This window comes from Streptomyces sp. NPDC005722 (assembly GCF_040630935.1).
Taxonomy (GTDB): domain Bacteria; phylum Actinomycetota; class Actinomycetes; order Streptomycetales; family Streptomycetaceae; genus Actinacidiphila.
In genome coordinates this window covers 1-14,984 of sequence record NZ_JBEXYN010000084.1, presented here as the reverse complement: position 1 = coordinate 14,984, position 14,984 = coordinate 1, and the positions used below count along the sequence as shown (strand labels likewise).

Here is a 14,984-nt window from a genome sequence, read left to right as displayed (position 1 = left end):
AGCAGTCCGATGTCCAGGACGCTCAGGCGCTGGTCGTCGACGGCGCGGTTGTCGACGGCGACGAATCGTGGGGGCCGGGTGGGTAGTTTCCTCACCGGCCGTCACCTGCTGCTGTGGGTGCGGTCGGGCCGGCAGCAGCGGCAACTGCACCTGGAGGCAGTGGTGGCTGTGCTGCACTCCCAGGAGCGTGGTGGTGTGCCGCCGTCGGGGCGTCTTTGCCTGGGTCGGATGCCCGGGTGTCTGTGCCCGCAGCGTGCCGATCCGCGGTGACTACGGGTCCTGTTCCTTTGCGGTGCTTGATGCCGGTGACTGCGGCGGCGCGCCGGGCGTGGCGGCGGGTGACGGTCGAGCGTCTCCTGTCGGCCTGGGGCGGTTCTGCGGTGAGCCCAGGCCGGTCGTCCTCGATCCGTCGGCCGACGCGTGTCTGTCGCGCGGTGGCGCGAGTCGTGTGGTGCGGCTGCGGGTGGGGTTGGTGTCTGGGCTGAACGCGTCCCGGACAGGGCGCTCAGACTGTCCTCGGAACGGGCAGCTGGGTATACCCGGCCCTGCGGCGCTGGCTTTGCCAATGGCGGGTGGATGTACAGCGGCGGCCATCTGGGCTCCCGGGGCTGGTGGACGTAGGTGGTGTCATCCATGAAGCCCGGTGGCACTCACCGATTTGCTCACCGAAAAGGGGGTGAAGGATCACAATCCGGCATCACCTGCGGTCGGTGAGTGCCGTGAAGTCGCCAGTGAGGAGCGGGGTTTACTCACCACCGCAGGCCAGGGCGCCGCGCGGGACGACACCGCCCTACCCGCCCCGGAAGGCCCCGATGGCGTGGTCATCGCCACCGCCAACCCAGGCCAGTGGGCCGATCAGTCCGTCAGGACTCAAGGTGGCGGCCGGCAGTCTTGGGGAGCGCCACCAGGTCAGGCCCCCCGCGCGGATCGCCCCGGCCCTTCAGGGGGAGACGGATGGCCGTTCGCACCGCACCCCCGGCCGGGCGGAGGGGTAGGCCGGGCGCGCCCATGTACACCCAAACAGACTGCTTATATCCCAATTCATCGTGCCTTCGTGCACCGTGGGTCACACAGGTGCGGACACGTGTCCGCCGCCGACCACACGGGCGCTTACACGACCGACACCAGCAGCTGGGAGAGATCGGTGAACGGAAGGCACATACGGCGGTCTTCGATCACGCCGTCAGAGCGACGGCCCGGGGGGCCCGGCAGCGGCCGGAGATGGTCAGGGGCCGGTACCGTGACGGCCCTGTGCGTCGTCCTGTCCGGTGCCGGAATCGTGCCGGCGGCGGCCACCGCCGCATCGCCCCGAGCGGTCGACATCACCCGTACCTTCACCTTCACGGGCGCCCCGGAGACCTTCACCATTCCGGCGAACGCGGTGGCGACGGTCACCGCTGACGGCGCCGGCGGCGGTAGCGCCGTCCCGGGAACCTGCCCCAACGGCGGGACAGGCGGTAGCGGGGCGCGGGTCGTCACCACACTTCCGGCCTCCGCGACCGCGAAGGTCGTCACCGTCAACGTGGGCGGCGCCGGTGGGGCGTCCTGCTCCAGCACCGGAGGTGCCGGTGGCTACAACGGGGGAGGCGCGGGCGGAAACGGAACGACCACTCCCGTGTCCACCGGCTCGGGCGGAGGCGGTGCATCGAGCGTGGCGGCAGGCGGAAGCCTGCTCGTGGTGGCGGGCGGAGGCGGCGGCAACGGGGGACGCAATCTTCCGACCCAGGGCGGCAACGGCGGAACCCCCGCCGGTACCGACGGAAGCCCGGGCGGGACGCTCGGCGGTTCGCCCGGGGGCGGCGGTGGCGGAGCCACCACCACCGCGCCGGGTGCGGGGGGCGTGGGAGCCGTCGCCGGATCCTGCACGGGTCAGCCTGGCAACACCGGGGGCGGACCCTCCGGAGTTGCCGTCGGCGCCGGAGGCACCGGCGGCAACTACTCCGGCTGCAGCACCAGCCTCGTCGTCAGTGGCGGCGGAGGCGGCGGAGGCGGCTACTTCGGCGGTGGTGGCGGCGGCGCTTCGGCCACCACCGCCGGTGCGGCCGGCGGAGGAAGCGGCGGCGGGGGCTCCAGCTTCGCCGACCCCGTGGGAACCGGCACCGCCTACACCGCCTCGCCGGTCGGAACCCCCACCGCCAACGGCCAGGTGACGATCAAATACACGGTCCAGGACCTGGCCTTCGTCACCACCAGCCCGCTGCCGGACGCCACCCAGAGCATCGCCTACTCCACCACCCTGCAGACCAGCGGCGGCACCGGAGCCCCCGCCTTCGCGGTCACCGCCGGCTCCCTGCCTCCCGGCCTGAGCCTCAATGGGACGAACGGAGTGATCTCGGGCACCCCGACCGCGACCGGCACGTACACGTTCACAGTGACGGCCACCGACCCCGACTCCGGCGTACCGCCCGTCTCGATGCAGTTCACGATCACCGTCCGTCCGGCCCCCGCCCTCACCTGCGCCACCGCGACGCCCACCATCGTGGGCACCAACCGCGCCGACGTCCTCGTCGGCACGCCCGGCAACGACGTCATCCTTGGCCTCGGCGGCAACGACATCATCGACGGCCGCGGCGGCAACGACATCCTGTGCGGCGGCGACGGCAACGACATCGTCACCGGCGGCGACGGCAACGACCGCCTCGAGGGCCAGGACGGAGCCGATACCCTCAGTGGCGGCAACGGCAACGACACCCTCCTCGGTGGCAACGGCCCCGACGTCCTCGACGGCGGCCCCGGCACCAACACCAACGACGGCGGTGCCGCACGAAACGTCTGTGTCCGCCCCCTCACCGGCCCCGGCTGCACCGTCTGAGACCACGACACCTTCACTCATTGGGCCACGGTGGCGGGGATGTTGTTGCCGGTCAGTTTCAGGTCGCTGATGTTGACGTCCTTGTACGTGAAGGCCGGGTCGTCCGCCGTGTCCGGCCCCTTGTCGCCTGGGCCTAGGAGGAAGTCGTAGCGGGTGTTGTAGTCATCCTGGTGTGCCATGTTCACGATGGAGCCGTTGAACGCGATGGTCTGGCCCTTGTGGCTGGTTGCGAAGTGAAGGTTCTGATGACGCTCTCTGGCTTCACATATCGCCATCCGGACAGGCGGCCGGGCTACCCCTTCGCTGCGACGGATGCGGAGTGGGCTGTCGTCCGCGATGCGATGCCGCTCCCGCCCCGCAGGAGGACCGTGGCATCAGACGGTGGACGGGATGAAGCCGAGGAGGGTGGCGAGTCGCTGTCGGATGCAGAGCCGGCCGGGCGGAGCCGTCCGCGGCGCGACCTTTCATCTGCCGGTGGCTGCCGTGTCAACCGTCACCCTGCTCGATGTCCAGATGGATCGGACCCCGAAGAACGGCGCTGGGCCGGTACGGCGGCGGGTCGGCGACCAGCCTGGGGCGGTCGAGCCGGCGTACCAACTCGGTCAGCGCGATCTGCGTTTCCCGCCGGGCCAGGGGGCCGCCGAAACACAGGTGGATGCCGCTGCCGAACCCCAGGTGCTGGTTGTCATGGCGATCCGGGTCGAAGCGGTCCGGGTCGTGGAAGCGCTTTGGATCGCGGTTGCCCGAGGCCAGCATGAGCATGATCCGCGAGCCCTGGGGGATGACGGTGTCGGCGACGGTGACGTCGCTGTACGCCACCCGCCAGGGGATGATGTGGACGGGAGGCTCGTAGCGGAGCAGTTCCTCGACCAGTGGCACGACGAGGTCCGGTTCGTCGCGCAGTCGCTGCAGCACCGGCGGGTGGCGCAGCAGTGTCAGCATCCCGTTGGTGATGAGGTTCACGATGGTCTCATGGCCGGCGATGAGGAGCAGTCTGGCGGTGGCGACGATTTCGGCGTCGGCCATCCGGCCGTCGGGCCCGTCGTCGTTGGCCAGCCGTGACAGCAGGCCGCCTCCCGGCCGGCGGTGGCTCTGTTCCACCAGGTCGCCGAGGCATTCGCGCAAGTCCTTGCGAGCCTGTACGCCCTTGTCCAGTTTCTCCTTCGGGTCGGTCTCGGGGTTGTAGTCGACCGAGTTCATCAGGTCGCGCACCCAGCGGTGGACATCCGGTTCGCTCTCGCGTGGCACGCCGAGCACGCGACAGGTCACGGTCACGGGGAACGGGAACGCGAAATCGTCGACGACGTCGATCCGCTCCTTGCCCGCGACATCGTCGATCAGGCCCGCGACGACGGCGGTCAGGTCGCTTTCCATGCCGATCACCAGCCCCGGGGTGTGCGGGGGGCCGAAGTGACGCATCACCATACGCCGCAGGCGATCGTGCTCGGGCGGGTCCATGTGGATGAACGACGATGTGGCCGCTCCCTCGACGGGGGGCGGCGGATGCGACAGATTGCGCAGGTCGGAGCTCAGATGCGGGTCGTTCAGTACGTCCGTGATCTCACGGTACGTACTGATGACGTAGCTGCCGTCCTCCTGCCGAGCCACCGGCGTCCGACGCAGCTCGGCATACAGCGGGTACGGGTCCGCCCGGGCGGAGTAGTCGAAGATCCGTTGCAGTGTGCCGGGCGTCTCGGCCGTGGCGGTCGGGTCTTCCGCTTGTCGATGCTGGTGTACGGCCGTGACGCGGCGCCCACCCGGGTCCTGGCCGGTGACGACCACCGTGGCGCCCTGAGCGAGCAGGGCGGGGCCGGGGAGATCGACGGGCACCGGTTTCACGTCGGCCGGCTGGTCCGGCGTGGGGCAGGGGGGCGGGAATGGTGCGGCCGTCTCGATCAAGTGTCGGTAGTGGTCCAGCCACTTGCCGTTGTTGAAGCTCACGGCAGCGGTGACGCGGCCCCGGTAGCCGTATGCGGTGACGAAGCGGCGGTCGTCCAGCGAGCCCTGGGTGACGGCCACTTCGTCGGCGAAGGTCGGCACGCCTACGGACTTGATGTTGACGCCGAACTGGATCGACCAGAACAGCGGGATGGACAGGTGGGTTCGGCGGTCCTCCGGGGCGCTGACCATGTTGTGTGCCGCGACCTCTGCCTGCTCGACGGCGTTGACCCAGTGTTCCATCGATATGAGCCGGTTTTCGTAGACGGGGTTCGGGCAACGTGCCACGTCTCCCGCGGCGAAGACGTCGTCGGTGACGCGGCCGTTGATGTCGAGGGCGCGGCAGCCGGTGTCGCACGTGATTCCCCATACACCCGCCGCCAGTAGCGACTCCCGCAGCCACTCGGTGTTTCGGATGCTCCCGAGTGCCACCACCGCCACATCGGCGTCGACCGTTCTGCCGTCGTCGAAGTGAGCTCGGCGAAACCGTCCCTGCCCGTCGCCCTCCAGCCGGGCGACTTTGGCACCGCACCGCAGGTCGACACCGTGAGCGCGCTGCATGGTGGCCGCAACCTCGCCGATCATGGCGCCGAGCGCCCCGACCAGCGGGGCCGGCGCGAGTTCGGCGACGGTCACCGGGATGCCCCGCTCGCGGCAGACGGAGGCGATCTCGGAGCCGGTGAATCCCGCACCGATGACCAGCACGCGGGAGGGCCCGGCGGCGAGGGCTCGCTGCAGGTTCTCGGCATGCTCGCGTGTACGGAGGACGAACACTCCGTCCAGGGCCGCCTCGGACTCGACGAACCACGGCCGGGCCCGTACCCCGGTGGAGATCAGCACCCGGTCGAAGGGAACCTCGCGTCCGTCAGCGAGACGCACGTGGTTCGTCGCGAGGTCCAGCCCGCTGGCGGGCACGCCACGCAGCCACTCCGCATCGATGCCGCGGCGGCGGGGCAAAGCGGTGCCCCCGGCCGGCACCCACCCGGTCAGTACTTGCTTGGACAGGGGAGGCCGGTCGTAGGGCTCGCCCACCTCGTCACCGATCCGCGGGAGGCGCCTGCTCCCACGTTGGCATCAACGACGCTGCTCTGCGGCGTACCGCGAGACGACACGTCTGCAGAGGTCGGCCCGATCTCGTGGAGCGGTGGTCGGCGGCAGCGCCTTGCCCGTTGCCTGCCCACTCGGCAGTACTCGGGAAGCAGCGCTTGACCGAGGCCATCGAGACCCCGTCGATCGCGTGGGCAGCCTCCGATGGCGGGATCTGCCCCCGGCGTGCCTGTCGGCCTCGCGCGCACAGCAGCGTGATCAAATGGGGCATGGCATCGTCCTGGACCGGCAATCGGGTACGCCTGCGCGCCGTCGAGCCCGACGACTGGACGGCATTCGCGCGTTTCGCCGACGATGACGGGCCGCGAGGGGGCCGGCTGGATCTGCCGAGGTCTGCCGAGAGCTACCGCGCCTGGGCGAAGGAGCAGGCGGTCGCCGAGTGCGATGACGACCGCTTCCGGTTGGCGGTCGAAGCGACGGCCACGAGAGAGCTGGTCGGTACAGTCGGCTCACATCGCACCGGCCCTCGCTCGGGCTGGTTCGAGTTCGATATCACCATCAGCGTCGGTCACCGGCGCACGGGCTACGCGACGGAAGCCGTAGTGCTCCTGATGCGCTTCATGTTCGCCGAGCGGCGCTATCACAAATGCCTGGCTGCGGTTTTGGCCCACAACGAGGCATCGCTCGCACTTTTCCGGGGGCTCGGCTTCACCGAGGAGGGGCGCTTGCGGGAACACGTTTTCTTCGCCGGCCAACACCACGACCTCGTCATGATGGGGATGCTGCACAACGAGTTCGACCGGCGACACACGATGAGCGCACCATGAGCCGGTGATCCGAGTGTGCGTCGAAGGGCACTCGGACTTGATCGACGTTCGTTGTTCGCCGGTGGAGGCGGCCTGCCACCGTGAGCAGGACTTCCCTCAGCCGCGCAAGGTCGCACGCAGGTGCAGGCCGGCGGTTGCGAGGCCTTCGAAGGTGGTGACCCGGTAGCCGGGTTCCGTGCCGGGCGGCTCGCTCAAGTGGTAGCGGCGGGCTGTCTGCGCGGTCATGAGAGTGAGCATGGCCATGGCCAGGGCTGCTCCCTCGCAGCCATGCGGCCCGGTACCGAAGCCGAGGAAGACCCCGGGGTTCGCCGACGAGCCCGAATCGTCGAGCCAGCGTTCGGGCCTGAACCGGTCCGGTTCGGTGTGTTCCCGTGCATCGCGGTGGGCGGTGTAGGGGCAGACGAGAACCGTGGATCCGGCGTCGATGGTGTAGTCGGCGAGCTCAGTCTGTCGCGGGGCGCGCCGGGTGAGCAGCCAGCTCGGGGGGTGCAGCCGGAGCACTTCGCGTACCAGCGCCTGGGTGTACTGCAGGTTGTCCAGGTGGGTGCTGGTCGTCGTGGCGGGGTCGTCGGGCAGCAGGGCGGCTTCGGCCGCCACGCGGTCCGCGGCCTGGACGTATCGGGCCAGGTGGAGCAGGATCCATCCAGCCGCCCGGGAGGGTGTCTCGAAGGTGGCGACGGTGATCCCGGGGAGGGTGTCGAGGACGACTTCTTCCGACAGCAGGCCGTAGCGGGACGAGGGCCGGAGCATCTGTCCCAGCACGTCATCACCGAGCCGGCCCGATGAACGGCGCCGGCGGACGATGGGCCGCAAAGCGTTGGTGAAGGCGATTTGCCGCCGCGTGCGGAACCGCCGTGCCGGTGTGGGGACCCAGCGCGGCAACACCCAGCGCGAGGGGCGTACGAGCACCTCCCGGGCCACGAAGAGCTGCCAAGCCGAAGGCAGCAGGGCGGGAGCGTCCTCGGAGAAGAGGTAGCGCACGCCGATCTCTGCCAGGACGGGCCGGACCAGGGGCAGAACCTCGACGTCCCGGCCCACGGGCCACTGGTCGGCAAATCGAGCGGTCCCGGGCGCGATCTCACCGACCCGGGCCGCAACCGCCTGCGGGCGCAGTCCGCGCATGCGGCAGGCGCGAGCGTGCACCCGCTCCTCGGGAGTCGGCGCTCCGCCGGCCCGCTTCAACGGCGGGAAGAGGGGGGAGGACGGCTTGGGGAAATCCTGCGCGCGGCGCAGGACCGCTTCACACACCCGCGCCGTAGCGGCTACGTAGACACCCGGCTCCAGCTGCCAGACGTCCCCGCACTCGTCAGCACCACGGCACACCAGTCCGAGCCGGTCGCGGCTCCAGGCCGCGAAACCTCCTCCGGGCAGCCGCGGCGGCTCATTCGCTCGGCCCATGGGGTCGCCCTTGACTTCTCGTACCAGCCAGGCCGATTTCGTCGGCAGCATGACCAGGAGCCGGCGGGAGCCCGGGGCGCCCGCCGGCCTGGAGGTCACACCCTGTCATCGACGGTGTGCGTGCCCCAGTCGTGGGCCCCGTACGCACCGTAGTTGCGGGTGAAAGACAACTTGGCGAGCAGCTTGGCGATCATGAGGCACTCCTCTCGCTTGTCTTCCAACTCCCTCTACCATACGTCCAATTTCTTCGCACATGGCACGTGGATGCACGGCGCGTGCTTGAGGCCCGGACCGGCCTGGAGCCTGCCGGCATCGCCCCTGGTGCGGGCGGTGCGTGCCGCCCCCGCGGGGCGCGAGGTGTGGCGGCGCCGGGCACCTCGAGACCGGCTGCACAAAGCCCCGAAGACAGCGGAACTCTTTTCACACGAACCGGTCACCTCGCACCCAGGAATGCGGCAGGTTGGCGAGCTGCCGGTAGTGGCCGCCGCGGGCGGCTCAGGTCGGGCATCGTCCGCCTACAGGCTGGGCGCCCGGAAGCGGGTCCGGCACCAGGACGCCACCGCGTACCAGGCCAGGGCGATCACCGTGACGAGCGCGCACACCGGCGAGCGGGAGCGCACAGCCCGACCGGCGGCGGCGCACCCCGGCGACCTTGGCGACGATCAGGGGTGCCGGCCAGAGGAGCGGACGCGCGCTGGGCGGCGGCTTCCCTCCATTCCGCCGTGGGCACTGGAGGTTCCATGGCGTACCAGCGGTCCGGATAGCCGTTCCACAAGGTGTTCGCCATCAGCGTCGGCGCGCCCTGCGCGAGCACTACCTCGGGTCGCAAGCCGACAGCGGCGGCACGTGGTGGCTGTGCAGGATGCGGCTGGCGGTGCGGGCGGGTACTGCGGTCGTGGAGTCCGGCCCAGCCCTCGGCCCGGAAGCGGTTGACCCAGCGACGAGCACATTGACAAGGAACGGCGCACAGCGGGTCGGGCTGTCGGATGTCGATGTGCTGCGGACCGCGCGGACTCACTACGAGCAGATGTACCGCAAGGCGGGCGGGGTAGCGACCAGGGGGCGGGGCATCGGCTTCCTCAACCGCGGGGCCGCCCCGCTCCTGCGGGGCGGGTACACCAATGCCACGGGCCGGGCGCTGTACCGGGCCGCGGCGGGATGGTCGCGATTGCGGGCGTCTGCAGCTATGACAGCGACACTCAGGGCCTCGCGCAGCGCTACTTCCACCAGGCGCTCCGCATGGGGTCGCCAGCGCACGGACTCCACCCACGTGCTCGCCGCAGTGAGGGAGCTCAATCGCCTGGAGTTCGTCGGCGAGACACTGCGGGCCGCGCTGGAGGCGGTCGCTGTCGCCGCACCCGGGTGGCTCGCCTCCTGGATGCCCCCGGTCTGGCAGGAACAGTACGGGGCCCGGGTGGACTCCTACCGGCTACCGAGTGATGAGAACGAGCGGACCGAGCTGACCTGGCGCATTGCGGCCGACGGCTACTCGTTCCTCGAGGCGGCCTTCGCATCGGACGCCCCTCACTGCGACAGGTGCCGGCTATCGGCACCTTGCGGACGGTGTGGCTGCAGCAGTTCCATCGGACGATCACGGACGGGGTGCAGGAGGTGGCCTGGCGGGGGAAGAACGATCTCCCGCCCAGCAGAGCACGGATCACATCGCCCTATGACCCCGACGCCCGGAGTTCCGTCAAGCGCGGGTCGGCGTGGGACGGTTACAAGGTCCACTTCACCGAGACCTGCGACGCCCAAGAGAGCGGTCGCCCTCACTTGATCACCCATGTGGTGACCGCAGATGCGACGGTCGGCGACCCGGTCGTCGTCGATGAGATCCACGACCGGCGCGGCGCCAAGGGCCTGCTGCCGAACGAACACCTGATGGATGCTGGCTACATTTCTGCGGAACTCCTGCTGTCGGCGCCCAGCCAACATGGTGTCCGCGTCATCGGCCCGGTCCGACCCATGACCTGTCGCACCGTCCAGACCGCCGGCTACGACAAGGCGTCCTTCACCATCGACTGGGATGCCCGTCGGGCAACCTACCCCGACGGCGCCCACAGCCGCTACTGGACCGTAAGGACTCGACAACAACCACCGTCCCGCGATCCGAATCCGCTTCGCCACCGAGACCTGCGAGTCCTGCCCTTCCCGCGGGTAATGCACCAACTCGACACGTTACGGCCGCCGCTCACCGTCCGCCCACAAGATCAAGACGCCGTCCTCGAACGCGTCCGCGCCGAGCAGTCAACCAAGGAATGGAAGGCCGTCTACGCCATCCGATCCGGCGTCGAAGGCACAATTCACCAGGCCGTCACGGCCGCCGGCAGCCGCAGAACCCGCTACACAGGACTACGGAAGACCGCCCTCGCACACGTCCTCACAGCCACCGCCGTCAACCTCATCCGCCTCGACGCCTGGTGGACCGGGCGACCACTCGCCCCCACCCGGACATCACACCTTGCAGCCCTCGACCTCGCCGCATGAGTAATTGGCCAACAGGGTCTCTCGATGAAGTCGAAGATGGTGGTGCGGGCGGCGGCCCGATCGGGCCAGGCGGTCGTGTCCAGCAGTTCGCGCTTGATGGTGGCGAAGAACGACTCGGCGAGCGCGTTGTCCCAGCACTGGCCGGTGCGGCCGACGGACAGCCGGATGCCGAACTGGTCGGCCAGGGTGGCGAACTGCTGGCTGGTGTATTGGCGGCCGCGGTCGGAGTGGAAGATCACCGGACCGGTGGGGCGGCGCTGGTGGCAGGCTGCTGTGAGGGCCTAGGCGACCAGGTCGGTTCGCAGGTGGGCGGTGGTGGCCCAGCCGACGACGCGGCGTGAGGCGATGTCGATGACGGTGGCGAGGTAGAGCCAGCCCTCGCCAGGTCGGGGATGTTGGTGATGTCGCCGACCCAGCGGGCGTCGAGTGCGGTGGGGTCGGGCTGGTGCCGCCTTCTGCGATGGCGGCCCTGCAGTCAGGCGGCCCGCATGAGCCGGGCGACGGGTCGGCGCCGCAGCCGATGCCCTCGGCCCCAGGGCGGTGCGGGACGCGGAGCTGACCGAGCAGATCACCCAGATCCACACGCGATCACGCGGTACCTACGGAGCCCCGCGCGTCCATGGTCCGTGCCCAGACCTACCCCTCCGTGCTGACCAGCGTCGAAGACCATCGATTGGTCGCTGTGCTCCCGACGCGTGAGGCCGAGCCGCCGGCTGCCTGGCTGATCCGGCACCTCGGCGTCGGCGTTGTGCCGAAGGCCGGCGGCTCCTTACTCTCGCCCGTCGGCGGAATGGAGCTGAAAGTCGATGACGACGCAACCGACCTGTCCGTCATCGGTGCGGCCGATCCAGACGGGGTAGGCCCCGTCGCCCTGGCCGGCACGGAAGGCGATGAGGTTCGGCTCAGGTTCCGTGCTGGGCAGCTCGACGGTGAATTGGCTGTCGAGGGGTATGAACAGGTCCTTGTCGAGCCGGTCTTCGATCACCGTCCGAGTCGCATCCATGAAAGCCGCTGTGCCGGTGTCCACGCCGACCCCGTAGAACTGGCCCTCGCCGAGGAGCCCCAGGTCCTCGTCGGGCCGGAGGGTCATGTCCCACTCGCGGGGTGGTATGTCCAGGAAGGTCACCCTGGCCGCGGCGACACTGGTCCCGTGTGTGGTGCGCACAAGCGAGAGCGTGACCGGGAACTCGCCTGGTGGCACAGTGACGGTCCGCGGGTTCTCTCCAATCCAGCCGGGGTCCGAGACCGCCAGCTGCCCTGAGGTGATCCGTAGCAGGCCGGCGTCGACGGTTTCGATGACGGCCGGCCCATCCGGGGTGTCGCAAGCGCCCGGGCTGAACATTTGCTCGATTCCGGTGGCGCGTAGCGGTCCTGATCCTTCGTCCACCGACACGTCGTTCAGAACTACGGTCGTGGCGGTCTCGTGGCCCTGCTGGGCGAGGAACGGCGCGAACACCTGCCAGTCACCGAATTCCGGCACGGGGCAGAGGAAGTTTTCGACGGCCGCCGGGAACCGTCGCACGGGGACGCCCGACGGGCTGGCTGCCAGAGCGTGCAATGCTCCCCTCGGGCCGGCGAACTCGGACCTCACCTCGACCTGCCCGTCGGCCGAGACGGTCGTGGTCTCCTGAACATCCCAATTCCAGGACGAGTGCTCCTGCTCGTTGGAAAACTGCCATCGGGTGTTCCGGTGAGCCAGCAACATCCCCGTGCTGTGAGGCTTGAGGTCGATCATCTGCATACGCCAGGACCTGTCGTCGAACAGATACACACGCCACATCCGGCGCGGCCAGCGTTCGACCAGTGCCAGCGGCCGCTCCCGCGCGGACAGCAGAACCGCGTACTCCATCCCGGCAGCATGTCTGCGTGCCGCGACCGCGCGCGACATCGGGTCCGGATGGGTCATCCCCTGCTGGGAACCCCACATGTCGCCGTACGACACATCAAGACTGTCGAAGATCACAGCCGCGCATCTCCACTCACGGCACCAGCCGCCCCCAAGCAGTGGCGCTCGACGGATGACCCTGCCGCATCTCTGACGTTCCGAAGCTTCGGTGTGCCGTCAGTCTGCCACCGGGGTGTGACACACAGGCCCTGCAGTAGCACGCCCGGCGCAGCCCCGCCAGATACCCACAGTTGGCCGGCACGCCCTCCACCGCCTCCACGAACGCCAACGCCCCGCCGGACAGCGCCCGCTCTACCGCCCCGCGGTGATCACGCAAACCGGGGAGCGGTCCACGAGCACCCTGCTCAACGCCGCCTCGCGCGCCTGCACCTCGCCGGTCGGTGGGCCGCCGGGTCCACTTGCGTTGAACTCGAGGTTGCCTCGGAGAGTCCCGAACAGGTCATCCGTTGGCCAAAAGCACGCAAAGCCTTGTGCCTCAAGAGCGATCGCACTCATCATGCCAACGACCTCTTCGTAGATGTTAGTTGGGAGTCGATTTGATCAAGGAAAAGGCTGTCAAGCTGGGCCGGAGAACCGCCACCACGTTGGCGGCCACCTCTCTTGCGCTTCTCGGCTCGGTGTCGACTGCCCAGGCGGGCGGCTCGTGCACGGTCACGGGCTGCTCCGAGTTCACCAACGGCAGCCACCTCGGAGTCCTGGCCGTTCAAAACTGGACCTGTTCGACCGGGACGACGGCTACCGCCAGCACGGGCTGCGTGAGCCTCAGTTCCACGAAGTGGGTCTACCCGACGGAGCGGACTCCGAGCGGTCAGGACTGGGACGCCTTCCGTGTCGACGCGGGTTACTGCTACAAGGTCGAGTTCCTCAACGAGTTCCCGCTTCTGACGAAGAGGTGGACGATGACCTACGACCGGTCGAACTCCAGCACGCCGGTCTACGTCAAGATCGAGAACCCGTCGCAGGCGTACATCATCGCGCAGAAGGCTGGTTCCTGCCCGTAAGAGATGGCCAGCGAGCACAAGTGCTCGTGACCGTACTCACCGACGACAAGGGCTGCCTGATCTAGGCACGGTCCGGCGAATCAGGGCCGGAGCCATAGGCGGATCGCTCTGCGGTGACGGCGCCCAGCGCGGACGACGCGCTGGGCGAGGCCTTCAGGTCACCTTCGGGCACGGGACTCCGGAGATCCGTTTGTCGCTTTCGGCTGACGCAGATACGCCGGCCGGGAAGCGCCGGGCAGCGACTGTTGGCATGCCGAGCACTGGAGCTCCATGCTCGTCGACGGCCACCCGAACGGATACATCGACTGGTTTGTTCATAACCATTCGTGGAAGATCCTTCCGGTGCGGCGGATGCCCGACGCCGACGGCAGCCGGGTCAAGGCGTACCGCAAGCAGGCCCGTGAAGGACACTCCCGCCCGTCCTGGTGTGGTGGGTCAGTGGCCTTCTGATTCTGGACGGTCACGCGCGGCTCGCCGCGGCGATAGCCGAGTCCGTCGAGCCTGCGGTGCTGCAGTTGCACCGCACGGTGCCGCGCGCGATGACCGCTCTGCGCGCACCAACGAGGCAGTCGGCTTCTACGAGAACGAACTGGCCCGCTTTGCCGAGCTCCGGGCCATCCATGGTCCCAGCGTCCCGGACAGTGCCGCCACCGCCGGCCCACAACTCGTCCGCCTCCTCCATGAGCTGGGCACCGCGGAACAGCGGACCTGGGCCTGGCCCCTGCCTGGCGGGGAGGACCAGTGGCGTCGCAACGCACGCGAGGTGACAGCCGGCCAGGGCTGGCCCGGGACCTGAGACCGGTTCGGAGATCTGCTGGCAGGAGGTCCAGTTACTTCAAGAAGTCCTGCCAGAAAGGGACAGTCGCCTTCGGGTTCCAGTTCTCCTGGCCCCATTCGTGGTCCTCATTGAACTCGTTGTCGATGTATTCGGCCAGGTCGGTGCCGTAGTAGATGATGTCGGTGCCCCAGATGGACAGGACGGGGTGTCCGTGGTTTCCGCGGCCGGCCGGAAGGAACCGGTGTGCGTACACGGGGGCCAGTCGAGGAACTGTGGCCAGATGCCGTTCGGCGACGGCCCGGGCGTCCTGTGGTTGCGTGGGCCGCTTATCCCATCCCTGGTACCAGTAGCCGTGCTCGACCGCGAGCAAGATGCCTTCGGTCGGCCATGCGAGATGGGATCGCAGATCGGCTCGGTCGCCGTTACGCCAGTCGGGCCAGGGCTTGTCCCAGGTCGCACCTTCCTGGGGCGGTTCGCTGACCGGCAAGCCGGCGGCGAGGAAGGCACGGTGATCGTCTGAGAATTGGAAGCCGTATTCCGCCTCTATACACTCGAACTCGTCGTCACTGAGTCCTGGCTCCATCTCGCAGCAGTCGGCCTGCTTCAGGCGGCGGGCGGCTTCGGCCCCGAGCCGGGCCGCGTTGATGTCGATCACGACGGAACGGTAGTGCTCGTGTCGGCGAGGTTCAACGGGGTTACCCAAGGCCTGGCGAGCAAGAGCACGGAAAAGCGCCGGTGGGCGGGGCCGTGATCACGGCCCCGCCCCCCCCCGGCGTTTTGTTTTTTTAAT

General features: G+C 69.0%; 11 protein-coding genes and 4 pseudogenes. 6 read left to right on the top strand and 9 right to left on the bottom strand.

From position 1 onward, the window contains the following. Window positions 1-1,240 precede the first annotated feature (1,240 nt). Window positions 1,241-2,812: a calcium-binding protein gene (locus ABZ479_RS40790; RefSeq protein ID WP_500466307.1), complete on the top strand. Its 1,572-nt coding sequence runs from the start codon at window positions 1,241-1,243 to the stop codon at window positions 2,810-2,812. Between the two features lie 17 nt (window positions 2,813-2,829). Here ABZ479_RS40790 and ABZ479_RS40785 read toward each other — a convergent pair whose 3' ends face one another. From ABZ479_RS40785 to ABZ479_RS40775, 3 genes and pseudogenes are all read right to left on the bottom strand, one after another. After that, complete coding sequence (locus tag ABZ479_RS40785; protein WP_500466306.1) at window positions 2,830-3,087, bottom strand: DUF4839 domain-containing protein; 258 nt, start codon at window positions 3,085-3,087, stop codon at window positions 2,830-2,832. A gap of 211 nt (window positions 3,088-3,298) precedes the next feature. After that, window positions 3,299-4,270 (bottom strand): annotated as a pseudogene (locus ABZ479_RS40780) (cytochrome P450); the annotation flags it as partial. Between the two features lie 282 nt (window positions 4,271-4,552). Further along, window positions 4,553-5,803 (bottom strand): annotated as a pseudogene (locus ABZ479_RS40775) (NAD(P)/FAD-dependent oxidoreductase); the annotation flags it as partial. A 152-nt stretch (window positions 5,804-5,955) separates the two neighbouring features. Between ABZ479_RS40775 and ABZ479_RS40770 the strand changes: the two are divergent. Continuing rightward, on the top strand, window positions 5,956-6,624 hold the full coding sequence (locus ABZ479_RS40770) for a GNAT family N-acetyltransferase (RefSeq protein WP_500466305.1): 669 nt from the start codon (window positions 5,956-5,958) through the stop codon (window positions 6,622-6,624). A gap of 96 nt (window positions 6,625-6,720) precedes the next feature. On the opposite strand, the gene ABZ479_RS40765 is transcribed toward ABZ479_RS40770, so the two are convergent. The 3 genes from ABZ479_RS40765 to ABZ479_RS40755 form a co-directional block, all read right to left on the bottom strand. Next, window positions 6,721-8,073 carry a cytochrome P450 gene (locus ABZ479_RS40765; RefSeq protein WP_500466304.1) on the bottom strand — a complete coding sequence of 451 codons (1,353 nt, stop codon included), beginning with the start codon at window positions 8,071-8,073 and terminating at the stop codon, window positions 6,721-6,723. Between the two features lie 44 nt (window positions 8,074-8,117). Continuing rightward, the gene (locus ABZ479_RS40760) at window positions 8,118-8,243 is read right to left on the bottom strand and encodes a hypothetical protein (RefSeq protein ID WP_500466303.1); all 126 of its coding nucleotides are present in this window, start codon (window positions 8,241-8,243) and stop codon (window positions 8,118-8,120) included. A gap of 359 nt (window positions 8,244-8,602) precedes the next feature. Next, window positions 8,603-9,040: a leucine zipper domain-containing protein gene (locus ABZ479_RS40755; RefSeq protein WP_500466302.1), complete on the bottom strand. Its 438-nt coding sequence runs from the start codon at window positions 9,038-9,040 to the stop codon at window positions 8,603-8,605. On the opposite strand from ABZ479_RS40755, the pseudogene ABZ479_RS40750 reads away from it, so the two are divergent. Both ABZ479_RS40750 and ABZ479_RS40745 read left to right on the top strand, forming a co-directional pair. Next, window positions 8,942-9,264, top strand: a pseudogene (locus ABZ479_RS40750) (NsdA family TPR-like regulatory protein); the annotation flags it as partial. The gene ABZ479_RS40755 and the pseudogene ABZ479_RS40750 sit on opposite strands and share 99 nt — an antisense overlap. 321 nt (window positions 9,265-9,585) lie before the next feature. Further along, window positions 9,586-10,509: a transposase gene (locus ABZ479_RS40745; RefSeq protein WP_500466301.1), complete on the top strand. Its 924-nt coding sequence runs from the start codon at window positions 9,586-9,588 to the stop codon at window positions 10,507-10,509. An 80-nt stretch (window positions 10,510-10,589) separates the two neighbouring features. On the opposite strand, the pseudogene ABZ479_RS40740 reads toward ABZ479_RS40745, so the two are convergent. Continuing rightward, window positions 10,590-10,748: pseudogene (locus ABZ479_RS40740) on the bottom strand (DDE-type integrase/transposase/recombinase); the annotation flags it as partial. Window positions 10,749-11,278: 530 nt separating this feature from the next. Next, window positions 11,279-12,472: a DUF4241 domain-containing protein gene (locus ABZ479_RS40735; protein ID WP_500466300.1), complete on the bottom strand. Its 1,194-nt coding sequence runs from the start codon at window positions 12,470-12,472 to the stop codon at window positions 11,279-11,281. A 698-nt stretch (window positions 12,473-13,170) separates the two neighbouring features. Between ABZ479_RS40735 and ABZ479_RS40730 the strand changes: the two genes are divergently transcribed. Together ABZ479_RS40730 and ABZ479_RS40725 are read left to right on the top strand one after the other, a co-directional pair. Continuing rightward, window positions 13,171-13,416, top strand: coding sequence for a hypothetical protein (locus ABZ479_RS40730; RefSeq protein WP_500466299.1), 246 nt, complete (start codon window positions 13,171-13,173; stop codon window positions 13,414-13,416). A gap of 270 nt (window positions 13,417-13,686) precedes the next feature. Continuing rightward, entirely contained in the window at window positions 13,687-13,866 is a 180-nt protein-coding gene (locus ABZ479_RS40725) for a hypothetical protein (protein WP_500466298.1), read from the top strand. Between the two features lie 380 nt (window positions 13,867-14,246). Here the strand turns inward: ABZ479_RS40725 and ABZ479_RS40720 are convergent, their stop codons facing one another. After that, a complete protein-coding gene (locus tag ABZ479_RS40720; RefSeq protein WP_500466297.1) occupies window positions 14,247-14,849 on the bottom strand; it encodes a hypothetical protein in 603 nt (200 codons plus the stop codon). Between the last annotated feature and the right edge of the window lie 135 nt (window positions 14,850-14,984).